The organism is Pseudomonas arvensis, assembly GCF_056688935.1.
Window position 1 is genome coordinate 1549305 of the sequence record NZ_CP162038.1, and the last position, 22650, is coordinate 1571954.

A 22650-nucleotide genomic window follows, 5' to 3' on the forward strand; every position below is an offset into this window, starting at 1 on the left:
GCAAGGCGTAAAAATGGGTTTTTGCCATCACCGGCTGAACGGTCATCAGACCTGGCGGATTTCCTCAAGCGTCAACGGCCTATATTCGCCCGGCGCCAGCGCTGCATCCAATTCGAGCGGCCCCATGCGCTCGCGATGCAAGCCGATCACTTTGTTGTTGAAGTGCCCGAACATGCGCTTCACCTGGTGATAACGGCCTTCGATAATGCTCAGTCTCGCGGTCGTCGGCCCCAGCAGTTCCAATGCGGCGGGCTGGGTGGTGAGGTCTTCAAACGCAAAGTACAGGCCCGCCGCAAACGTATTCGCGTACTCGACGCCGATGGCCTGTTCTGTTTCAACGAGATAGACCTTGGGCAATTTGGTCGTCGGTTGCGTCAGGCGGCGCGACCACTGGCCGTCATTGGTGATCAGCATCAGCCCGGTGGTGTTGAAATCCAGACGGCCGGCGATATGCAAGTCGGCGGTGTCCGGTTCATGCAGCAGGTCCAGCACCGTGGGGTGTTGCGGGTCCGACGTCGCGCTCACACACCCCTGAGGCTTGTGCAGCATGAAATACCGCGCAGGTTTGCCCGCCTGCAGCACGTTCTCATCAACGCACACGCGGCTGAACTCCCGTACTTCATGGTGAGGGTCGCTGACGGCCAGCCCATCGACGGTCACCCGTCTTTCTACCAATAGCAAACGCACTTGCTTGCGGTTGAACTGCGACAGGTTGCTGAGGAAACGATCAACTCGCATCGCGGCTGCGCAGCTGTTGATCGACTTGGGCGCAGCGCGGGCACAGGCAGGCTGTGTTGCGCAGCTCGTCCGGCAACGCTTCGAGCACCGCCGTGTCGATGGTGACGCTGAAGCACCAGCAGGCCTGGTCGGCGGTACGTGGGTCGGCCAGGGTGCAGTCGTTGCGGGCGCCGCAGGCGGGGCAGAGGGTTGGCGTGGTCATGGGCTGCATCGGGCAAGGTTCGCTTGGCCTTGCACGATACAGCGCCAACCCACGGCAGGCTACTTACAGCTGGAACTTGCTGACCAGCAGATTGAACGACGTAGCCAGGCGCGACAGGTCCTGGCTGGAGGCATTGGTCTGGTGGGCGCCGGCGGCGGTCTGGGTCGACAGGTCCTGAATGTTGAGCAGGTTGCGGTCCACTTCACGGGCCACTTGCGCCTGTTCCTCGGAAGCGGAGGCGATCACCAGGTTGCGCTCATTGATCTTCGCCACGCTGCTGGTGATGCGTTCCAACGCCTCGCCGGCGTTCTGTGCCAGGGTCTGGGTGTTGTTGGCCCAGGTCAGGCTCTTGTTCATCGCGGCCACGGCGTCATCGGCACCGACCTGCACTTCGCCGATCATTTTTTCGATTTCGACGGTGGAGATTTGGGTGCGATGGGCCAAGGCCCGCACTTCATCGGCAACCACCGCGAAACCTCGACCTTGCTCACCCGCACGGGCTGCTTCGATGGCCGCATTGAGGGCCAGCAGGTTGGTCTGGTCGGCGATGCCGCGAATCACATCGATCACCTTGCCGATTTCCCGGACCTGGCCCGCGAGGTCGGCGACCGATTGCGTCGAATCATTGATCTCGACCACCATCGAACCCATGCCGGACACGGCCTGGGCCACTTGCTCACGACCTTCTTCGGCTTCGGTGGTGGCCTGGCGCGAGGCTTCCGAGGTGGACACGGCGTTGCTCGCCACTTCGTCCACCGCGGCGGTCATCTGGTTGACGGCGGTGGCGGCCTGTTGGATTTCGTCATTCTGGCGGATGAGGCCCCGGCTGCTTTCTTCGGTGACTGCGCTGAGTTCCTCTGCTGCTGAAGCAAGCTGGTCAGAGGCGTTGGCGATTTCCACCAGGGTGCTTTTCAAGCCGCCCTGCATGTCGGCCAGCGCCATCAGCAGTTGCCCGGCTTCGTCGGTGCGCTCGGTGACGATGGCTTGGGTCAGGTCGCCTCTGGCAATGCGTTGTGCGCTCTCCACGGCCTGGGCGATGGGGCGGGTGATCAGGCGGGTGATCAACACACCAATGGTGATGGCGATGATGAAGGCCAGCACGATGCCGCTGATCATCCAGGTCAGCGCGCTGTTGCGCAGGTCATCAGCGGCGATGGAGCCTTCTTTGATCTGGCGGTTGTTGGAGTCGATTAGCACGCGGATCAAGTCGCGTGCCTGGCGGAAAATCTCATTGTTGGTGGTGTTGAGCTGTGCACGGGCCTGGTCGAGCTGGTTGTTTTCAAGCATCGACATGATGCGTTCGGAGTTGCTGATGTAGGTGGGCCAGAGCTGGTCGAGCTTATCGCCGGCTGCCCGTTCGTCGTCTTCCAGCGGCGTGGTGCGGTAGGTTTTGTAGGCGGCCTGGCTGTTCGCGAGTTCTTTGGTGATGTCCTGGCGCACGCGATCGCGGTCTTGCTGGGACACGTCGCCCTGGCTGGCATCCATCAACCGGTACAGGCCACGGTTATGAGCGACCAGGCCGTTGAGGGTGGCCGAGGTGGTGCTGACGGAGACCAGATTGTTCGAAAACGTCAATTCCAGTGCAGTGGCGAGGCGAACGACCCCTTTGATACCCAGTACACCCACGCCCAGGGTTACCACTGCGCACAGTAGAAAGGAGAGCAACAGTTTGGTTGAAATCTTCATGGCTGAAATCCGAGGTTATAGGGGTATAAAGCTCGCGCTAGAGCCTCCGTGCTATTGTGCGATGTCATAGTGACACTATTCAATTGTTTAAAGTTTCAATACACCCACAAATGTTCCACCCACTCTCAAAGCCCGACCCATTGGCAAACTTGCGGCGCCAACACAGTTTGGTCTGATGCAGATGTATCAAGCTGTTACCAAAACGCACCAGATTCGGTTTTTGATGTCAGATATTTCGTCATTCGGTGAAAGCTGAATGCCGCCCTCCCGCGTCGCTGGAGGTGCTCTTTCGCGGTCCAGGAGGCCGCCATGTATCGACGACTGCTGCTCAGCGCTTTACTCGGTCTGACCCTTTCCGCTTGTGTGCCCTACTACGATGGAGGCCAGAGCTACTATCGATCCGAGGTCTACACCTCACCGGCGCCGGCGTATTACTACGGTGGTGGCCCGGCGTATCAATACCGCCGTGACTACTACCCATCGCCGCGCTACTACGCACCCGCACCGCGTTACTACTCGGCGCCGCGTTATTACCAGCCGGCACCTCGCTATTACCCTTCGGGGCCAAGGGCGGGCTACCGGCCTTATCCGAACCAGGGCTGGGGTGATCACGGGGGTAATGGCAGGCACGGACGCGATGGTGACCATGGCCGCGGTCGCGGCGGTCACCGTTGACCGGTGTTGAATGCAAACGGCGCAGGAAGCGCCGTTTTTTTTGGTGAAGCAATCAGTAATCGGACAGGTCCGCCAGCGGATGGCGGCCTTCCCACGCCTTGTGAAAGTGCGCCTGCACCACGGCGTCCGGAACTGTATTGATATCTGGCCAATGCCAATGGGGTTTGTGGTCCTTGTCGATCAAGCGCGCGCGCACGCCTTCGCTGAACTCCGGGTGACGGCAGCAATTGAGGCTCAGGGTGTATTCCATCTGGAATACCTGGGCCAGGGATAAATGCCGGGCGCGCTGGATCTGCTCCCACACCAGGTGTGCGGTCAGCGGGCAGCCTTCGCTCAAGGTCGTGCCGGCACGGCTGAACAGCGGATCGGCGTGGTCACGCAGCGGGCTCAAGGCGCGCCAGGCACAGCGCACGTCGCCAACGTCCAGCCATTCGTCGATCTGCGCCCGGCGCGGCAGCCATTGGGCCTCGGGCTGTTGGCTGACTGCTTCCTGGGCCAGGGCCTTGAGCAGGCTGTTGAGCTGCATCGCGGTCTGTTCCTGCCAGTTGAGTTGCAGCAGGCCATCGAGCAGTTCGTCCTGTTGATCATCGCGCAGGAAACGGTCGGCCAGACCCAGGTCCAGGGCGTCACGGCCGTTGATGTGCGCGCCGGTAAGGCCCAGGAATAAACCGAGCTTGCCCGGCAGGCGCGACAGAAACCAACTGGCGCCCACATCCGGGTACAGGCCGATGCTGATTTCGGGCATGGCCAGGCGGCTGCTCGGCGTGACGATGCGGATGGCGGCGCTTTGCAGCAGGCCCATGCCGCCGCCCAGCACATAGCCGTGGCCCCAGCAGATCAGCGGCTTGGGGTAAGTGTGCAGGCGGTAATCAAGGCGGTATTCCGCGGCAAAGAACTGCGCCGCCAGGGCGGGCACTTCGCCGGGCTGTTCACGGCATTCCATGGCCAGGCTGCGCACCTCGCCGCCGGCGCAAAAGGCCTTGGGTCCGTTACCGCGCAGCAGCACGCAAACGATATTCGGGTCCTTGGCCCAGGCATCCATGCGATCGTGTAAGGCCAGGATCATCGGCAGGGACAGGGCGTTCAGGGATTTTTCAGCATCAAGGCTGGCGATGCCGATGCGGGCACCGTCGCTGCCAGTCAGCTCTTCGAAGTGCAGGTTCATTGTGACCTCATTCGGGAGGGTGAAGGATCAGTATGATCGCTTCGTGGGAAGGTGCCGATGGTGTGTCAGATCAATTGACAAGCAAGGCCGGCTTTCCTAGGGTTCGCCTCATTCTTTTTTACAAGACAATTCAACTATGACCGAAGGCGACCGTATCAAACTCGAACCCAGCTGGAAACACGCCCTGCGTGAGGAGTTCGATAAGCCCTACATGGGCCAGTTGCGCGAGTTCCTGCGCCTGGAACATGCCGCTGGCAAAGAGATCTACCCGCCTGGCCCTTTGATTTTCAATGCCCTGAATTCCACGCCTTTGGACAAGGTCAAGGTGGTCATCCTTGGCCAGGACCCGTACCACGGCCCCGGCCAGGCCCACGGTTTGTGCTTCTCGGTGCAACCGGGCGTGCCCACACCGCCGTCGCTGGTCAACATCTATAAAGAACTCAAGCGCGACCTGAACATCGACATCCCCAGCCACGGCTACCTGCAAAGCTGGGCCGACCAGGGCGTGTTGATGCTCAACACCACCATGACCGTCGAGCGCGCCAATGCCAACGCCCATGCGGGCAAGGGCTGGCAGTTCTTTACCGATCGGATTATCGAAGTGGTCAGCGAGCACCAGCCACATTTGGTATTTCTGCTGTGGGGCGCCCATGCGCAAGGCAAGCAGAAACTGGTCGATGCCACCAAGCATCTGGTCCTGACGTCCGTGCATCCGTCGCCGCTGTCGGCGTATCGCGGGTTTCTGGGCTGCGGGCATTTCAGCCGCGCCAACAAGTTTCTTGAGCAGAATGGCGAGACGCCGATTGAGTGGCGGTTGCCGCCTGTCTGATCAGCGTGCATACCTGTGACATTCGACAGTAGCCAGAGGGTGTACTTGCGCATTAAATGATTTACCTGGCCTTGTCGGTTGGGTGCACTCCCATCGGTGGTCAATGGCCGGTCATTGATCGATTGCCCAAGGAGAGTGGACATGCCCAAATACACAACCTCTACCCCTATTCCCCGCACGCTGGACCAGCCCTGGGTTCCAGCGGCGCTGCCGTTGCTGGATGATGAAGTCGCTTACAAAATACATCGGCAGAACCAAGTTGACCCGTTGGCAGTGGAAATCTCTACCCTTTGGATTGGCGGGGGCCTGCTTGACCCAGGTGAGGTAACACGTGTGACCTGGCTGTGGGATGACGTCCAGGTTGGTGATGTGAAGGAGTTGACAGCCCCCTATGATGAAAGCGATCTGCCCATGGTAGCGAGCTCCATACCGGCTATCCGCCTGGCCGAGCCTGGCCTGCACAGGTTGCAGTACATCGTTGAGCTGGTCGCTGGCAACCCTACGGACGCGTCATTTCCAATCCAGATTGATCTAGACAAGGTTGCGCCCAATCAAGGGCAGCAGCCTAACAGGCTGCAATTTGACGCTTATATTCAAGCCAACGGTGTGACTGATGAGTACCTGGCCGACCCGGCCAACAATGATCAGGTCATGGCTGTTGTGCCGCCATGGCCCGATATGCGCCTGGAGGATCGCGTTGACGGTAAGTTGACGTTGTTGCCGGCGTTTCGACGCTCATACTCACGCAACGACGAGATAGTCGCATCGGTGCACATTACCCAGGCTCACAAAAACGGTGCCCCGATCGAATTGGTCTTTGAAGGCGACACGTTTCGCACACTGCGCAGCAATCGAGAATACTCCGCTCAGTACTTCTTGATAGACCGCGCCGGTTGGCAAGGGCCGGCGTCGCGTACTTCCGTCGTACTGAATGCGCTCACACCCTCGCCCATTCAGTTTCTCTCGCCGGAGGTGCCACAAGCCTTCGGCGCGGGTGCAAATGGGCGGATTGACCTGGAAGATGCCCGTGAAAGTGGCGGCGTCTATATGAATATCCTGGAAATCGTTGGAGCACTTGATGGCGATGTGGTAACGCCTTCGTGGGACTTGATTCCCCTTCCTCCGATTACCGTAGGGCCTTTTCAGGTCTGGCCAGTGCGTGTCGATATTCCTTGGCCGATTCTGGCTCAAGGCGGCTTCGAGCTGGTGGGTGGGGTGATCCGGGCCGGCTATACCTGGCAACGTGGAACCGGCACCGCCCGGCCGGCCATCCCCAGGTTCGTCCCCGTGGACCTGACCGCCGCGGGCGAACTCAACCCGGACAACCCCAACTACATCAACCCCCTGCTTCTGCTGCCAACCGTCAAAGGTGAGACCGGCGACGATGTGTTGACCCTCTTGGATCAAAACAAACCCGCCACTGTGGAATTGGAGTTGGGCGTTGATTTCGAGGTGGACGATGAGCTGGAGCTGATCTGGAATGATAACCCCGTGCCGGTGGATACCCACAAGGTTGCCATCGGTGAGAATCCGGGGGCTTTGATCACGTTCCATATTCCCTGGTCGCTCATCGAGCCGATTGGTAACGCACGGGTCAATCTCTTCTATCGCACTTTCAATGGCGTGAACCGTCAACGTTCTAACCACAAAGTCATCACCGTGGCCGTTTCACCGATTGTGGGGTTGAGGCGCACCCAATACCCGGACGTGAACTATGGCCCAGGACCTGATTCCGGGTTTATAGGTTGCACGCTCAACCCTCATCCCTCTTTTGGAGTCAAGGTATTTGTCCCGGGGGACACTGCGCGACTGGAGGTAGGCGATGTGTTGCGCTTGATCTGGGTGGGCTATGCCAGCCCCAACGGCAATCTCGTTCATGTGATCGACAGCTCTAAAGGCGAGTGGGATTCGCCTTCGTTGACCCAGGAAGGGGTGCAAAACGGTCACACGTTCACAGTCCCGTTCAATCCCCATGTGTTGTTGCCTGGGTTGGTCAAGCGAGATGAATATCCCCATGAGCCGGCCCACGGCTCAGCCACCACGTATTACCAGGTGATTCGAGGTGGAGTGCCTGTCGGCGCGTCGGCGCTCAGCCTGGTATTGGTCACGTTGATTCGTCCAAACAATTTACCGCCCTGCATCGCGCCATCCTGAATCAACGCGCAAATGGGAAGGGCGCAATGCCCTTCCCATGTGGTCTGCATGCCGTCGCCAGCCTTTTTAATAGAACCCTTTGCGCTGTTCAGCGCCTGGCAGATGCTCGCACGTAGTGAAAAAAGACGCTTCACCGACATTTAGCGGTCGAACGCCAAACTGCATATTTTCTGGCGTTTGGCAAGTTGTGAGAATTGACAGTTATGCGGTGAGCGAGGCTGAGGTTTAATGGACTAACCGTTGTCAGGTTGCAGTGATAGCTGGAGATGACGAATGACATCTCCATTAACAGGGTCGCAGGTCTGTGGGTGAAATACCGTTGTCCGGATCCAGATCCTTTCCCCCATGCAAGGAGCTTTGGATCATGTCAAAAAAACTACCGTTGTCGAAGGCCAAAACGCCAGCAACGCAGGCGAACGAAAAGTTGCCTGCGAAAGCAAAAGCTACCCGTAAACCCTCGCAGCGCACGCGCGCAGGGACACAGAGGGTTTTAGCCGCTGCGCCTGCTCCCACGCTTGTCAACGCACTTCCTAACTTGCCAGTGGTTCCCCCCGACCCTGACCAATCGGCAGACGGTCAACCCAATCTCATACCCCACGCTGTCCAGGCCGGCGGTTTGACGCTTTCCCTTCCACGCTGGGCTCCACTTGCAGATCCGGGGGAACTCGACACTATTTTTTGTCGTGCGAACGGCCGAATGATTGGCTACTACGAATACAGTGGCGACGATCCAGCGCCACCTGATCCTTTTATTCTCACTCTTCAACCGCACGCCGAGCTGCAAACCCATGGTGAAAAGGAGATCACCTATACGATCTTTCATGCCAATGGCAATGTAGCTCCCTCTGACATCACCCGTGCGTTTGTCGACGCACTCGACCCCAACCTCAATAACCGGCCGGCTGCCATTACCTTGCCAACCGATCTGTCGGGGCCAGTGACACCGGATTATCTGGCTGGCAAACCCGGGTTGGTGTGTCGAATCCAACGAATGGCAGACAACCGCCCCGGAGATACCTGGCAGGCATTTTTCGGGAGTAAGGATTTAATCGGTATCACGGGTGTTTTTCCGTTGACAGGCAGTGCTGAAGTGATTTTTACAACCGCGATTGTCCTGGCCGGCGGGTCGGGCGATCGGGAGATTACCTACAATGTAACTGATCGTGGAGGCAACGAGACGCAGACGTCTTTTACCCGGACCGTGACAGTCGCCACCGCTAACGAACCCGTGTTGGAAAACTTTCAAGTATTGGAGGCGCCTTTGATCGATAAGGAAGAGGCGCGTAATGGTGTAACGGTACGCTTGGGGAATATTGTCGACTGGCTCTCGACTGATATGGTTCGAATGTTCTGGCATGGCACCTTGATCTACGAGAAACCTGTAGGTGTGTTCCCTATCTTCCCGCTTGATGGCACGGCTACGTTCGATGTGATCAGTTCACATGGGGACATGTACGACGCCGATGTCCACTGCACCATCAGCCGTGACGGGCTAGGGACTATCCCCTCGCCAACGATCACCGTTGCGGTGAATATAGGTGAGCCCGGTGATACGGATAACCCTGGCCCAGGCCCCGTTGACCCCAACTATGATCCACCAACGGTCAGAGGCAATGAAGGTCATGAGAACCATTTGGTAGAACTTGACCGTGGTTTCCCGGCCACGGCGACGTTCATTATTCCTTCAGGGCTAACCGCCGGCGTTTTTATTGATGTTTACTACGGCATTATGGGCGGGACGCTGGCTGACACTTATGACGTCACCGGTAGTGAAGCTCCCGATTTCGAGGTTGCGTTGGAGATTGGTTGGGACATTATCGAAATGTATGGCAACGGCGATGCCATACCTTGTTATTACAAGGTTCGCGATGCAATCAACTACAAGCACTCTCCCGACCAGAGCGTCAAGGTTGAACTCTACAGCTTGTCGGGGCTTGCAGATCCGGTGTTCTCGGTACTCAATACAGTGGGCAGGCTTGGATGCTTCGACCGCTTGACGCCTCCGCTAGTCCCGGCGCCTTGGGTGGCAGTCCCTATTTTCATCAAGGACGACGTAGCTCTTCAAATCGGTGACCTCGTAGTTGTGCATGCGGCCAGGTACGCATTTGCCGATAACACTACCCCGTTAGATACCATGGAAACGACGCCTAGAGAGATATCGCGCAACGACATCGCGGATGGCTTCACCATCAACCTCTTGCTGGGGTTGTGGTTCAGGGACTTTACCGGGACCGGCGGTCGTGGTTGGGTAGGTGTGCGCTGGAGTATCTATCGCCCTGACACGACGGATCGCGGTACCTCGGATGAAGTTCAGGTGCAATGGGATTTCCGTGGTGCTTACCCACCACTGGGCACCTGTGTGCCAGATTCGACGCGAGCGCTCGGGTCGCTGTGATCCATGCATAACCCTGTTGGCCTCTTTTTGTGGGGCCACAGGGTTTTTTATTGCGGCTTGCTTAATCAACGCCAGGGTTGTGTCGAAGCTAGATGATCTACTCATAAGGAAAGTCCTACATAAAAAGGTAATTCCAATCCTTAGTCTTTGCGCCGTGGAAAACGGAAGGCCGGTCGATATGGCCTTCGGGTTCGAACTGGTACTTTTTCTGAGGTTCATTGGCAATGCACACGATTAATTCTTCTGACTTTAAACACTCCAAATTATCGGCAGCGATCAAGCTTATCGCTGTTGCCCCAATGTGTTTCCTGAGCGCTCAAACCCTGGCGCTGGAAGAACTGGACGGAACGACCAAAGACGTCTATCCAGTGACGTACGTTGATAACTTTCGGCTGAAAAACAACGCCACGCTGAATGTTCATAACGGTGGGACAGTGCGCGACATTCAGTCGGTTGGCTCGACGGTAAACCTGACAGGCGCACGGGTTTCATCCACTGCCAGTACCACCGCAGTGATACTGACCAACAGCACTGCACACATCAACAATACCCTTATCACCAGCACTCGTGCGGGCGGTCTGGACGTGGTTCGCAATCCGTCAACGCTCACGGGGTCCTTGGCAGAGGTCAGCAATAACAGTGAAATTCACGGCGCGACTTATGGTGCCAATGTAACTTCCTACAGCACCTTGAACCTCAATGACTCGAAACTGATAGGTGGTTCCCAGGCCGGGTTGATCCTTCGCGGTGGCGCGGCCAATGCGGTCAATAGTCAAATCATCGGTGCTACCGATGGCATCCGCATGACCCGCGAACACAGCACCGTCCCCAACTCGCCGGAACTGCGCTTGGAAGGTACACGTGTCGAGGGGCTGACAGGCTCTGCCATTGTGGTCGATACACCGATCACTGCTGAAATTGATGTCAATAACGGTTCTACCCTGATAGGCAATAACGGCAACTTGCTTGAGTTGAAAACCGGCGGCAACGCCAACATGCGCGTCAACAACAGCGCGCTGACCGGCAATATCCAAGTGGGCACCGGCAGCGTCCTGGACCTTAGCCTTGACAGTGCCATCATGAACGGCGACGTGATCAACAACGGTGGCACTGCCAGCGTCGGCTTGAACAACGGTTCGGTCTTGACGGGGCGACTGGAGAACGTCGACAAGCTGGCGATCAACAGCGACGCCACCTGGGTCATGGTCGACAACCAGCAGGTCGGCGACCTGTCCCTGAACGGCGGCAACATCAAGTTCGGCGATACGGGGCACTTCTACCAACTCGACGTAGAAAACCTGTCGGGGAACGGCACCTTCCTCATGAGCGTGGACTTTTCCACCCTGAAGGGCGACTTCCTCAACGTCACCGGCACATCTGCGGGCGAGCACCAACTGTTGATCGCCAGCAGCGGCGCAGACCCCTTGGGCGATGACCGTTTGCACGTGGTACATACCGCGGATGGCGTTGCCAAGTTCAGCCTGCTGGGTGATCGCGTGGACGTGGGGACTTACTCCTACAGCCTGATCGATGACAACGAGAGCAAGGACTGGTACCTCGACCCGGACAGCAAAGTGATCAGCCCGAGCACCAACTCCGTGCTTGCGTTGTTCAATGCGGCGCCAAGTGTACTGCTGGGTGAAATGACCACCCTGCGTACCCGCATGGGCGAATTGCGCTTCAGCGACGGCAAATCCGCAGGCCTGTGGACTCGCGCATACGGCAACAAATACGAAGTGTCCAACGACAAGACGGGCTTGGGTTATAACCAGTCGCAACGTGGTTTTACCCTCGGTGCCGACGCGCCGGTAGAGGGCGGCGACGGCCAGTGGCTGATCGGTGCCATGGCGGGTCACAGCACCTCGGACCTGGACCTGAACCGTGGTAGCAGCGCCACCATCAACAGCTACTACGTGGGCGGTTATGCCACGTGGATGGATGCCGAGAGCGGCTTCTACTTTGACGGCGTGCTCAAGTTCAACCGCCTGCACAGCGAGTCCAAGGTGGCGATGAGCGACGGCAAGAAAGCCAAGGGCAACTACACGCAAAACGCGATGGGCGCGTCGGCGGAAGTCGGTCGCCATATCAGCCTGGACGACGGTTATTTCGTCGAACCGTATGGTCAGTTGGCGGCGGTGATTACCCAGGCCCAAAGCTACACGCTGGACAATGGCCTGGACGCCAAGGGCGACCGTTCAAGCTCGGTCATCGGTGAAATCGGTACAACGGTGGGGCGCAATATTCAGTTGGAAAGCGGCGGGGTGTTGCAGCCGTACCTGAAGGCGGCGGTGGCCCACGAGTTCGACCAGAGCAATAAGGTGTTCGTCAACGACAACGCGTTCAACAACGACCTGTCGGGTTCGCGCCTGAAGCTGGGGGCGGGTGTGGCGATGTCGGTGTCGCAGAACCTGAAGTTGCATGCGGATGTTGAGCGCAGCACCGGGAAGAACATCAAGCAGCCTTATGGGGTGAATGTGGGGTTGCGGTACGATTTCTAAGTCGGTGAGTCCAGGGATTGGTGGCCGTTAAACTATACCGGTAATAAAAAATGCCCCCGCTCGAAAGAGCGGGGGCATTTTTTATGGCTTACAGGCTGACGATAATGACATTGTTATTTCCGGAATTGGCAACGTATGCCACCGCGCCATCAGAGCTGATAACAATTTCTTTTGGACGATCCAGCGGGTGGGTAGTGGTATTGACTTCTCCAGTGATGAGTCGGGTGGCCGTATCGATGATTTTTATCGAGTTGTCTGCGTTTAGGCACATGTACGCTTTATCGCCGTTTGGTGTGAATGCTATTCCCCAAGGCTGAGGCAAGTTTTCGAGTTTCTTGATCAGCGAGGGAGGGGTGGTCGTTGTTGAAAGTATATTCAGGCTGCCATTGGTAGGCGCCGAACTCCTAAAGGTTGTCACATAGAGGACTTCTTCAGTAGGGCTGTAGGCAATACCGTAAGAATTTGTAGTTCCATTGAGATAACTGCCTAAAAGCGTGCCGTCAGATTGATTGAACTCATTTACATAGTTACCCGTCGTGTAAACTCGACTGCCAGAACGGTTAGTGGTAACCGCATTTGCATAAGTGTTGTTGTTGGAAAGATTTCTTGCGTATGTGTTAGTTGAAGTGTCGATTTCTTGTGTATAGCGATGGTTTTCATTAATTACATATAGACGTGAACCTGTAGGGTTTAGGCGTATCGCTAAACAATTAGTAAATCCACCCATGGCTTTGATTGTCTGGAAGTTCTTAGTCTCAATGGCAAGCGTCAAATTCGTTTCAACGGAGACATACAAGGTTTGGCCATTCGGATGAATGGCTATGCCGCGAGGTGCCGCTGCAAGCGAGATCGTGCGTGTCACTTTACGTGTAGCGGTATCGATGACTGAAACCGTTTTACTGCCATAGTTGGCCACATAGAGGGTCGAATTGTCGGAACTCAACGCAAGGTTGTTGGGCGTGTTGCCCACCGCGATTGCCCCGTCCACCACCCCCGAAGCCCTCTTGACCCGATACGGCGGCGAAATCTCCAACGGCCTCGCCGAAGACTTGTAACCCGTGCCATCCAGCGACACCAGTACCTGCACTTCCAGCGTGTCGCCTTCATGCAGGCTGCGCAGGTAATTGGCCGGTATCGGCATGCTGATCCGCCGGGCGTTGAACTCTTCGTTACTGACGGGCAGGCTTATGCGCAGCGCATAATTGCTGCTGCTGAGCAGATCAATCCACACCGCCTGCCCCAGCCGCATGAACGGCCAGCCGTCCACCCGCACGGTGTAAGCCTTGTTGGTTTCAACCTGGCCCCCCACCGCTTCTGGAATCCGTACCAGATCCAGCTCCTGCGCCGGCAGGTCTTGCACCTCCAGGGTCAGCTCTTTTGAGGGGGTTGAGGCATGGTCGCGTATCACCTCATAAAATACCTGGCAGTTCATGCCGAGATTGGCGCCGACAAAGCGGTTGGAGACGGTAAAGCTGACATAGTTTTCCCCCTGCTCCGGGATACCGGGTTTGCTTGGAATATCCGGTGTGCCGAGCCCCGCAGCGCCGATGATGCGCACCTTGATCTGATCGCTGGGCAGCATCGGGCTGTAGCTCACCCGGATCGTCACCACTTCCGGCCGTGGCGGCAGCACATGCTCGGGGTTCAGACGCGTCAGGGTCGGCGTGATCACTGTGCCTTCCAGCACCAGCGGCACGTGCAGGTTCAAGGCCGCCCCCACCGTGATTACCACTTCAAAGGAGAACAACGTGCGTTGGCCTGGTACTTCTACGGTGTAGTAAAGCCTGCCCGTGCCGTTCAAATTGGCGATCACGTAAACCCGTGGGATGATGAAAGGCAGGTCCCGGCCGAACCAGTTACTGTTGATCGAGAATTCGTTGGGCGGAGCACTGCCGCCGGCGGCGCTGCCTTCGAAATGCAGGGTAACCCTGGCGCCGAGCACAAACGCAGCGTGGCGGGTGACGGTGACATTCAGATCGCCGCGCTGAGTGTCCGGATCGAACACGTAGTGCGGTGGCAGCGCCTGGCGTGGCACGGGAGCCGGCAGTGAGGCCTGAAAGTCGCCGACATCAAGGGCAAGCGATTTCGACTGTGGTCGTTCCGCCGCGTCATTGACCTTGTAGGACAGCCGGAGACTTCCGCCTTCCAACTGGGCAATGTCGCCATTGGGGCCGTTGGGCAACTCAAAGTAAATGTCGCCGTTGCCGGCGCGCTCAGTGCGCTCGTCGTAGTAAGGGTTCCCGTTGGCATAGGCGCCTTCCAGCAACAGGGTGATGCGATCCTGGGGGTCCTGCCCGGGGTAGGCCAAGATATGCACGAACACCGGATTGATTGTTGGCGGCAGTACCCCGCCGATAGCATCGGGCACGAGTGGCGCGGGCAAACTGGTGTCGATGGGGGTGCCGATGATATTGATTAGTGTGCTCTCGGAGTTGCGAGGCAGTACATCGGTCCGAAGGCGCTGATAAGTGATCTGGATCCGGCCGCCGACCAAAGGCTGGATATCGGCATTGGGCCACTCGATATTGGCGAACATCACCGTGGTGGAGGTGACGGTGAAATTGTAGAAGTTGGTGATGCGTACACCGCCCTGTGTCAGCCCAATGACCCGCACACGGATGATGTCATCGACCAGGTAGCCCCAGCCGCGGACTGGCACAGTAATCTTGGCATTGGTGCCGTTGAGCTTGTCGTAGTTGAGAGCGTCATTGCCATGACCATCGTCCTCAGACTCAAAAATGAAGGCGGCCGGCAAGAAGGGTTCGGTCGAATCATCCAGTCGCACCTCAATCACCTGCGCCGGGGAAAACCCATCGGAGGCGTTGCCCACTTCGTCGACCACATTGTATTCACAGACGTGCACGCCACTGCCGACCTGTGGCCAGATACCTGGGTTGACGAGTACCGTGATGGGATCCCGGCCCGAGGCTTCGAACTCGGTGACGCTGTGCTCGACAATGACCCCGCCAATGCTCAAGCGAATACGATCGCGCACTTTGCGATGGTTGACCGCTGGCAGCGCTCGGTTGGCGGGGTAAAAGTCGATAAGGACCTCTATGGGCGAGCCTGCGTTGTCCTTGTCCACCCCAAAGTCGATGATTTCCTGAGGGAAGCGCGGCAACTTCAGGTTTTCGTTCTCTGGCGTGCTGGCAATCGGGTTACGCCCGCCGGGCAGTTCACTGTCAACCAGGAGATTGAAACGCTTGGTTTCTTCGGTTCCACCCCCAATGCGCGTGACAAAGGCCTGTAGCGTATTGCCGGCCTCGTGCAAAAAAGCGCCGCTGGGTGCAAACAGGATGATTTGCTTGCTGTTTGCTGCTTCGTCGTCAGTGACGGTATGAAAGTCGACCCGGATATTATGGAGCCGAAGCTCAATGAAGTCGCCTTCGGACTGGCCAAGATAGGGCAGCAGGATACAGATCACCCCTATGGCGGCGACATCCAGCGCGGCGCGATTAAGCCCGCCATCGTAGCCCACTACCGGGTTGCTCAGGGTTGGCAGATAAAGGGGCAGGTCAGAAAACGGTACGCTGGCAAAGGACGCCGGTGTCAGAAGTGCATCGGCGGGTTGGGGAAGGGTAAACCCCTCGCGGCGCAAATCATCGGATTGTGATGAGGACGGCGTAGCGGGCGTTTTCACGAGCAACAGCGCGGGGTTGATGTCTTGATTCATGGTCGCAATCCTGTGTGAACCGTACGAAAGGCGACCGCGAAGTGAGGGGGCCGCCAGAGGATTCAATACCCTGCGACCCGACGTTGACTAGCTGTGAGAAATGACAGTGGCGACGAGTGGTCAGTGGCCCAGGACGGGCCACTTGAACCGGTGAATCGTAAGATGCAGGGCTGTTTTTTTTCGGGTGAAACAAACGCGTTAAATGTCGACGATTAATACGGTGTTGCTGGCCGTATTAGCGACAAACATCCTCGTACCGTCGGCGGCGGTGACCTCCAATCGCTGGCAGTTGCCATGGTCGGCTGCGGTACTCGACACCATCAACAACTACTCAGCGGACGGATAGGCCACCTGGTTTTTAAGGGCACCATTGAAAAAATGCCCCGCACAGCGAAGTGCGGAGCATTTTTTGCTGGGCCCTGAAGCTTATGTACTGATGACAGTGACAGAGTTGCCATCATAGTTGGCGACATAGAGTGTGGAGCCGTCTGGGCTGATAGCGACCCCGAACGGGCTATTGAGCCCTTCCACTGCATCAATGACGGTTTCTTCATCGGTGTTTATGATTTTCAGGCTGTTATTACTGAAGTCCGAGACATAGGCGAATGGTTGTGTGGGGTGCATGACAATGCCGCTGGGATTGTTGAAACCCGTAAGGGTGTTACGGATGACGTTCGTCCCCGTATTCACAATATGAATGTTATGGGCATCTGTGTTCGCTACGTACAGTGTTGGCTTGGCACTTACGTTGTGAGGGCTGTAAGCCATTTCACGAGCGCGATTGAAACCCGCCAAGGATCCCACGGCGGTATTGCTTGGCTGGTCGACGGTGTATACGCGGGTGTTTGCCCCCACATAAATGCGAGAATTACTGGGGTTTAGCGTCACTGAAAAAGCGTACGAGTACCCGAGTGTGTACAGGCGCGCACCGGAGGAAGTGTCGTGTGTATACAGCGCATTGGAATCGTAGCTAGTAACATATAAGCGCGTTCCCAGCGTATTCAAAGCAAGTGCGTAAGGACCAGCCAAACCCGTTATTTGGTTGATAAATGCATAGCTGGTAGTGTTGATAACGGTAACTTGTTTCGTGCCCAAGTTGCTTACATACAGGATGCCGCCGTTGGGACTGATAGCCATGGCGTATGGTCTGCTCAGACCGGTAATGGTATAAATAACTTGATAGGTGGCCGTCGAAATCACTGACACCGAATGAGAGGTCAAATTGGCAACGTAAACGCGACTGCCATCGGGGCTGACGACCAGTCTTGCCGGTGCGCCCCCTACATTGACATGGGCAATGATCCCCGCCTGTCTTTTAATCGAATAGGACGGTTTGCCCAATTGTACGGCGGTGTTCCTGTCACCGAAACCGTCCATTGAAACCAGTGTTTTAACCCGAATTTGGCTGCCATTGGGCCGCGAGCGCAGGTACGTGCCAGGGATGATTTGCACGATTTTCTTCGCGCTCGACTCTGCGGGCGTTAGCGGGTCGCCATTACGCAGCACATAGTCTGGCGTACCATCGTCATGTTCGAAGATGATCCAAACGGGCTGCCCTGTCGTCATGAAGGTATAGGCCAGCACCTGCACGGTATTGTTGGCATTGGCATCGACTTGGCCCGCGTGGGCTTCGGGGATGGTCACCACATTTATCACGGAATCGGGAAGCGGTTCTACCTGTACAGTCAGGGGGTCTGAAGGGAGAATTGAATTGCCTCGTTTCACTTCATAGTCGATTGTAAACGTCTCGCCCAAATGCGCGGCGATGACCGGATTTCGTAAGTCGAAGTCCACATAACCTAATGCGGCATTTCCAAGCTTCGCAGGGATGTGTGGGCTACCCAGTCCCATTTTACCTTTGATATAGGGCTGAATTTGATCGGTATTCTGCATGTTATAGGTCACGCGAATCGTGCCGACGGGTGGGTTTACGAAGTGCAACGGGAATACACTGACACTGACGCCTGGCACAATGACCGTTGATTCGAGCACTCCGGGTGCGGACAGTTGGATGGCCGCACCAACGCGCATCTCTACAGCATGAGACAACCGGGTTCGTTCATTGGGTTTAGTGAGTGTGTAGTAAATCGTCGCTGAACGATCCAGGTTTTGCAGAACCACATACCGGGCTACGTCAAAATACAGGTCAGTATTTTCCCACGTCTGGGTAATTGGATGAGGAATGGTCGTGCTGCCTCCTGCCGCTTTGCCCACAAAGTACAGGGTGACGGTACTGCCCAGGGTGAAGAGCGGGTTGGCTCTTACTATGATGGATGCACCAAACAAACTTTTACTGGGGTCAAAAATATAGTCGGGTGCCGGTGCTTCTTCAATGTGCACCACGCGCAATGTCGCCACCAAATTACCGACATCAACTTTCGCATCTTGGGATTTGCGCGAGCCTTGGTCATTGACAACCGTATAATGAAATTGCAGGTCACCGCCCTCTAGCCCGGCAATCTCCCCTTCCGGGCCATTGATCACGTTAATGATAATGTTGCCGGTGCCCGGCCGCCTTGGCCCGATGCGACGATAATAAGCTGTGCCATTGGCATAGGTACCAATCAGGTGGAGGTACACGGCGTCAAGCGAGTCTTGGCCGGGATAGGGAGCGATTACGAATGTCGCTGCAACTACATCAGCGGGTAAATTGCCATCTGGCGCTTGAAGAATACTAGCGGGCGCAAGGCCTACGGGAGTGCCCTTACCTATAACCTCTAAAATGCATATGTCCGAAGGTCGGTCCGGTGTGACCCCCGTACGAACACGGCGGTAGGACAAACGCAACGTCCCGTTTACGAGCCCGACTAAATGTGCGTTTGGTAGCACAACTTGTGCATCTAAAAAAATGGATTTGACCTCGTACCGATATTCGGTTTTGGTAATAACCCCATCATAGGCAACACCCTGCATAGTGATAATAAGTGTGTCGTCAATCTTATAGTCTTTGTTTCTAATGTAGACGCCGATGGTAGCGTTTCGTCCTTCAAGCAGGTCTACATCCAATCTTCCATGATTATCAAGTTCATAAATAAACGGCGCATCCAACGGCAGTGGTCCGCCGCCAACGAACGACATGAGCATTTGAATGGGCGACTGTGAGTCCATCACGTTGTTGGCTTCGTCGTAAACAGTGTACTCAGCAATGACGCCCCCGTCGCCGAGCTGGCTGAGAAAGCCTGCATAAAGCGTCATTACAATCGGCGCATCGCCGGCGGCCTCGTACTCCGTCACGATATGCCTTTGAATATGGCCGTTTAATCGAAGAACAATTTGGTCTCGGGCTTTACGCTTGTAATTCGGTGAAAGCCCCGAGCGATTCGGATAGTTGTTGATGGTGACTTTGACGCCTGTCACCAGATCGTCGGGGCGTATCCCGTTATCGAGAATACGTTGTTCGAAAATAGGTTTATCAACGTAGTCGTGGTAGGGCGTTGCGATCGAAGGGTTCGGACCTGCCGGTAATTCATTATCGATGAATACCTTTATTTTAGAACTTTCCTCATATCCGCCACCGACGCGGGTTACCTTGAAAAACACATTGTCGACAGCACCATAATTCAACCATACGGGAGGGACGTACAGTGCGATTGCAAGTCCATTGGCGGCTTGAATATCACTGATTACTACTGAATCAACCGGGATGACCGGGTCCCCGAAAAATACCTCGACGAAGTCAAACTCCTGCATACCCAAATAGGGGCGCAATACCACCAACAAGCCTTTTTCAGGCGTAACGTTCAGGGCAGCCCTATTCAACGCCCCGGCGTAACCCTGATAGGGGGTTGTGAGATTGGGAATATCCATTACCAATTGACTGAAGAATACCGGATCCAATCGTTCAGGCTGACTCAGGTCAATGTCATAGACATCTTCATTTTCGGACAGCGGTGCGTAAGGTGAGATGGGAACGATATCGAATGCCATGGTTGAAAACCCTCGGACAATTGAGTGAAAGCCTCGGCCCGAACTCAACATGATGGGAGGGGGCAGGACCTGAGTTCATTCAGCATCACGAGGAACTGTTCGGATACCTGTGAGAAATAACAGTGCCGACGAATGGTCAGTGGCCCAGGACGGGCCACTTGAAACAGAGGGGTCAGGGCTGACGGTTCCAATGCCGAAATAACGGCTCCGCCAGAAACAACACAAACAACAACCGCATCACCTGCATCGCCGTCACCAGCGGCACCGACAGTTGCAGGGTTTCGGCCGTGAGGCTCATCTCGGCAATGCCGCCGGGCATCATGCCCAGGGTCAACGAGCGCAGGTCCAGATGGGTGAGGGCGCTCAAGCCCACCGCCGCCAGCGTCGCCAGCGCCATGGTCAGCGCGGTGCCGATCAGGGTGCGCGCCATGAACGACGGAGCGCGCCGGAAGAACTGACGGTTGAAGTGGCAGCCTAAACCGCTGCCGATCAGCCATTGGCCGATCTGGCTGCCGCCGTCAGGCAAACCGATATGCAGATCCCACACCACGCTGGCGGTGGCACTCACCAGCAACGGCCCGAACAACCACGGGTTTGGCTGACGCAAGCGCTGCCATCCCCAGGCTACCAGCGCACCGACTGGAAACAGCAACGCCAGCCAGGCCCAACTTACCGGCGCCGGATGAAACTGCGGCGCACCGCCCTCCAGCAAGTACTTGAAGATCGCCGGCACACACAACACCACCACCAGCACCCGCAGGCTCTGGCCCGCCGCGACACGGCTGAGCACCGCGCCATTGCGGGCGCCGAGGTTGACCATCTCGCCGGAACCGCCCGGCATGCTGGAGAAAAACGCAGTGGCGCGGTCTTCACCGCTGCGGCGCATCAGCCACACGCCGACCACGCTCGACAGGCTGGTGACCAGCGCGCCGAAGAAGATCAGGCCGAAGTGGCTCATCACCTGTTCGATCACCACCGGGGTGAAGTGCAGGCCGATACCGATGCCCACCACCCATTGGCCGCATTTGCGCCCGCCGGGAATCTCGGCCAACTGCCAAGGCGTGAGACAACGCACCAGGATGATCGCCAGCAACGAGCCGACCATGTACGGCAACGGCCAGCCGACGAGGCTGGCCAGGTAACCGCCGGCCAGGCCGACCAGCGGTGTTCCCCACCAATGTCTGAAGGTGACCTCAGACATCGGCCACGGCACGACGCTGTTGCGCACGTTTGCGCCAGATACGCAGCAACGGTACGAGCAGCATGATGGCGGTCAGTACCCAGACACCAAAGGTGATCGGGCTCGACCAGAGGATTTCCAGCGCACCGTTGGAGATCGACAGGGCACGGCGCAGGTTCTGCTCCATCAGGCCACCGAGGATAAAGCCCAGCAGCAGCGGCGACAGTGGGAAGTCCAGCTTGCGCAGGATGTAGCCGAAGATGCCGATGGCGATCATCAGGAACAGATCGAAGGTGGTGGCATGCACCGCGTAGACGCCAATCGCGGTGATGATGGCGATCACCGGCACCAGCGCCCAGTTCGGCACGGCAAGAATGCGTGTGAAGATGCGGATCATCGGGATGTTGAGGATCACCAGCATGATGTTGGCGATAAACAACGACGCGATCAGGCCCCAGACGATGTCCGGTTGCTGTTGGAACAGCAGCGGGCCTGGCGTGATGTTGTACAGCGACAGTGCGCCGATCATCACCGCTGTCGTGCCCGATCCGGGTACGCCGAGGGTCAGCATCGGCACCATGGCGCCGCAGACCGACGCGCCGATCGCGGTTTCCGGCGCGGCCAGGCCGCGCATGTCGCCTTGGCCGAACTTGCCGCTGGCCCCTGCGATACGTTTCTCGGTCATGTAGGCAACGGCTGAAGCCATGGTCGCGCCGGCGCCTGGCAAGACGCCAATGATGAAGCCCGACACGCCGCACCGCAGGTTCACGGTCAACACCGACAAGGCTTCCTTGGCGTTGAACATCATGCGTCCGGTGGCTTTCACCGCTTCCTGGCCGCGATGGGTTTTCTCCAGCAGCAGCAGGATCTCACTGATCGAGAACAGGCCCAGTACCAGCACCACGAACTGGATGCCGTCGGTCAGATGGATGTTGTCACCGGTAAAGCGGTACACGCCACTGTTGGCATCGATGCCGACACACGCCAGGAACAGGCCGATCAGCGCCGAGACAAACGTCTTCAGCGGTTTGTCACCGGCCATGCCGCCCAGGCAGACAATCGCAAACACCATAAGGACGAAATATTCCGCCGGGCCGAAAGCAATCGCCCACTTGGCCAGCAGCGGGGCGAACAGCACCATCCCGCAGGTGGCGATAAACGCACCGATGAACGAACTCCATGCCGACAACGACAGCGCCACGCCCGCCAGGCCTTTACGGGCCATCGGGTAGCCGTCGAGGGTGGTCATCACGGTGGAGGCTTCGCCCGGGATGTTCAGCAGGATCGAGCTGATACGGCCGCCGTATTCGCAGCCCAGGTACACGGCCGCCAGCAGGATCAGCGCCGATTCCGGCGGCAGGCCCAGGGCAAACGCGATAGGGATCAACAACGCCACGCCGTTGATCGGGCCCAGGCCCGGCAACAGGCCGACCACCGTGCCGATCAAGGTGCCGCACAACGCGGTCACCAGGTTGTAGGGGCTCAGCGCGATGCCGAAGCCCTGGCCCAAATAGCCAAAAGTATCCAT

General features: G+C 57.2%; 14 protein-coding genes. 6 read left to right on the top strand and 8 right to left on the bottom strand.

From position 1 onward, the window contains the following. Nucleotides 1-45: 45 nt before the first annotated feature. From AB3G88_RS07095 to AB3G88_RS07105, 3 genes are all read right to left on the bottom strand, one after another. Complete coding sequence (locus tag AB3G88_RS07095) at nucleotides 46-738, bottom strand: 16S rRNA pseudouridine(516) synthase (protein WP_480453538.1); 693 nt, start codon at nucleotides 736-738, stop codon at nucleotides 46-48. Next, nucleotides 728-940: a cysteine-rich CWC family protein gene (locus tag AB3G88_RS07100; protein WP_099587575.1), complete on the bottom strand. Its 213-nt coding sequence runs from the start codon at nucleotides 938-940 to the stop codon at nucleotides 728-730. The genes AB3G88_RS07095 and AB3G88_RS07100 overlap by 11 nt, the downstream gene beginning before the upstream one ends. 63 nt (nucleotides 941-1003) lie before the next feature. Then, nucleotides 1004-2626, bottom strand: a complete 1623-nt coding sequence (locus AB3G88_RS07105; protein WP_480453539.1) for a methyl-accepting chemotaxis protein — start codon at nucleotides 2624-2626, stop codon at nucleotides 1004-1006. Nucleotides 2627-2935: 309 nt separating this feature from the next. Between AB3G88_RS07105 and AB3G88_RS07110 the strand changes: the two genes are divergently transcribed. Continuing rightward, on the top strand, nucleotides 2936-3301 hold the full coding sequence (locus AB3G88_RS07110) for a hypothetical protein (protein ID WP_112194010.1): 366 nt from the start codon (nucleotides 2936-2938) through the stop codon (nucleotides 3299-3301). 52 nt (nucleotides 3302-3353) lie between these two features. On the opposite strand, the gene AB3G88_RS07115 is transcribed toward AB3G88_RS07110, so the two are convergent. Continuing rightward, a complete protein-coding gene (locus tag AB3G88_RS07115) occupies nucleotides 3354-4466 on the bottom strand; it encodes an enoyl-CoA hydratase/isomerase DspII (protein WP_099587513.1) in 1113 nt (370 codons plus the stop codon). Between the two features lie 136 nt (nucleotides 4467-4602). Between AB3G88_RS07115 and ung the strand changes: the two genes are divergently transcribed. From ung to AB3G88_RS07135, 4 genes are all read left to right on the top strand, one after another. Next, on the top strand, nucleotides 4603-5295 hold the full coding sequence (gene ung / locus AB3G88_RS07120) for a uracil-DNA glycosylase (protein WP_480453540.1): 693 nt from the start codon (nucleotides 4603-4605) through the stop codon (nucleotides 5293-5295). 141 nt (nucleotides 5296-5436) lie between these two features. After that, a complete protein-coding gene (locus AB3G88_RS07125) occupies nucleotides 5437-7449 on the top strand; it encodes a hypothetical protein (protein ID WP_480453541.1) in 2013 nt (670 codons plus the stop codon). 364 nt (nucleotides 7450-7813) lie between these two features. Next, nucleotides 7814-9844 (top strand): hypothetical protein, encoded by a 2031-nt coding sequence (locus AB3G88_RS07130; protein ID WP_480453542.1) that lies wholly within the window; start codon nucleotides 7814-7816, stop codon nucleotides 9842-9844. Nucleotides 9845-10143: 299 nt separating this feature from the next. Further along, on the top strand, nucleotides 10144-12342 hold the full coding sequence (locus AB3G88_RS07135) for an autotransporter outer membrane beta-barrel domain-containing protein (RefSeq protein ID WP_480453543.1): 2199 nt from the start codon (nucleotides 10144-10146) through the stop codon (nucleotides 12340-12342). A gap of 88 nt (nucleotides 12343-12430) precedes the next feature. Here AB3G88_RS07135 and AB3G88_RS07140 read toward each other — a convergent pair whose 3' ends face one another. Then, the gene (locus AB3G88_RS07140; RefSeq protein WP_480453544.1) at nucleotides 12431-16015 is read right to left on the bottom strand and encodes a YncE family protein; all 3585 of its coding nucleotides are present in this window, start codon (nucleotides 16013-16015) and stop codon (nucleotides 12431-12433) included. Between the two features lie 202 nt (nucleotides 16016-16217). Here AB3G88_RS07140 and AB3G88_RS07145 point away from each other — a divergent pair, with 202 nt between their 5' ends. After that, nucleotides 16218-16361: a hypothetical protein gene (locus AB3G88_RS07145; RefSeq protein ID WP_480453545.1), complete on the top strand. Its 144-nt coding sequence runs from the start codon at nucleotides 16218-16220 to the stop codon at nucleotides 16359-16361. An 80-nt stretch (nucleotides 16362-16441) separates the two neighbouring features. Here AB3G88_RS07145 and AB3G88_RS07150 read toward each other — a convergent pair whose 3' ends face one another. The 3 genes from AB3G88_RS07150 to AB3G88_RS07160 form a co-directional block, all read right to left on the bottom strand. Next, nucleotides 16442-19942, bottom strand: coding sequence for a YncE family protein (locus AB3G88_RS07150; RefSeq protein ID WP_480453546.1), 3501 nt, complete (start codon nucleotides 19940-19942; stop codon nucleotides 16442-16444). 172 nt (nucleotides 19943-20114) lie between these two features. After that, nucleotides 20115-21143 (bottom strand): AbrB family transcriptional regulator, encoded by a 1029-nt coding sequence (locus AB3G88_RS07155; RefSeq protein WP_191947529.1) that lies wholly within the window; start codon nucleotides 21141-21143, stop codon nucleotides 20115-20117. Then, on the bottom strand, nucleotides 21136-22650 hold the full coding sequence (locus tag AB3G88_RS07160) for a tripartite tricarboxylate transporter permease (RefSeq protein ID WP_099587510.1): 1515 nt from the start codon (nucleotides 22648-22650) through the stop codon (nucleotides 21136-21138). The genes AB3G88_RS07155 and AB3G88_RS07160 overlap by 8 nt, the downstream gene beginning before the upstream one ends.

Bases quoted from the DNA above. Each gene is read 5' to 3' on its own strand.
- AB3G88_RS07095 (WP_480453538.1), bottom strand. From the start codon at position 738: ATGCGAGTTGATCGTTTCCTCAGCAACCTGTCGCAGTTCAACCGCAAG.
- AB3G88_RS07100 (WP_099587575.1), bottom strand. From the start codon at position 940: ATGACCACGCCAACCCTCTGCCCCGCCTGCGGCGCCCGCAACGACTGC.
- AB3G88_RS07105 (WP_480453539.1), bottom strand. From the start codon at position 2,626: ATGAAGATTTCAACCAAACTGTTGCTCTCCTTTCTACTGTGCGCAGTG.
- AB3G88_RS07110 (WP_112194010.1), top strand. From the start codon at position 2,936: ATGTATCGACGACTGCTGCTCAGCGCTTTACTCGGTCTGACCCTTTCC.
- AB3G88_RS07115 (WP_099587513.1), bottom strand. From the start codon at position 4,466: ATGAACCTGCACTTCGAAGAGCTGACTGGCAGCGACGGTGCCCGCATC.
- ung (WP_480453540.1), top strand. From the start codon at position 4,603: ATGACCGAAGGCGACCGTATCAAACTCGAACCCAGCTGGAAACACGCC.
- AB3G88_RS07125 (WP_480453541.1), top strand. From the start codon at position 5,437: ATGCCCAAATACACAACCTCTACCCCTATTCCCCGCACGCTGGACCAG.
- AB3G88_RS07130 (WP_480453542.1), top strand. From the start codon at position 7,814: ATGTCAAAAAAACTACCGTTGTCGAAGGCCAAAACGCCAGCAACGCAG.
- AB3G88_RS07135 (WP_480453543.1), top strand. From the start codon at position 10,144: ATGTGTTTCCTGAGCGCTCAAACCCTGGCGCTGGAAGAACTGGACGGA.
- AB3G88_RS07140 (WP_480453544.1), bottom strand. From the start codon at position 16,015: ATGAATCAAGACATCAACCCCGCGCTGTTGCTCGTGAAAACGCCCGCT.
- AB3G88_RS07145 (WP_480453545.1), top strand. From the start codon at position 16,218: ATGTCGACGATTAATACGGTGTTGCTGGCCGTATTAGCGACAAACATC.
- AB3G88_RS07150 (WP_480453546.1), bottom strand. From the start codon at position 19,942: ATGGCATTCGATATCGTTCCCATCTCACCTTACGCACCGCTGTCCGAA.
- AB3G88_RS07155 (WP_191947529.1), bottom strand. From the start codon at position 21,143: ATGTCTGAGGTCACCTTCAGACATTGGTGGGGAACACCGCTGGTCGGC.
- AB3G88_RS07160 (WP_099587510.1), bottom strand. From the start codon at position 22,650: ATGGATACTTTTGGCTATTTGGGCCAGGGCTTCGGCATCGCGCTGAGC.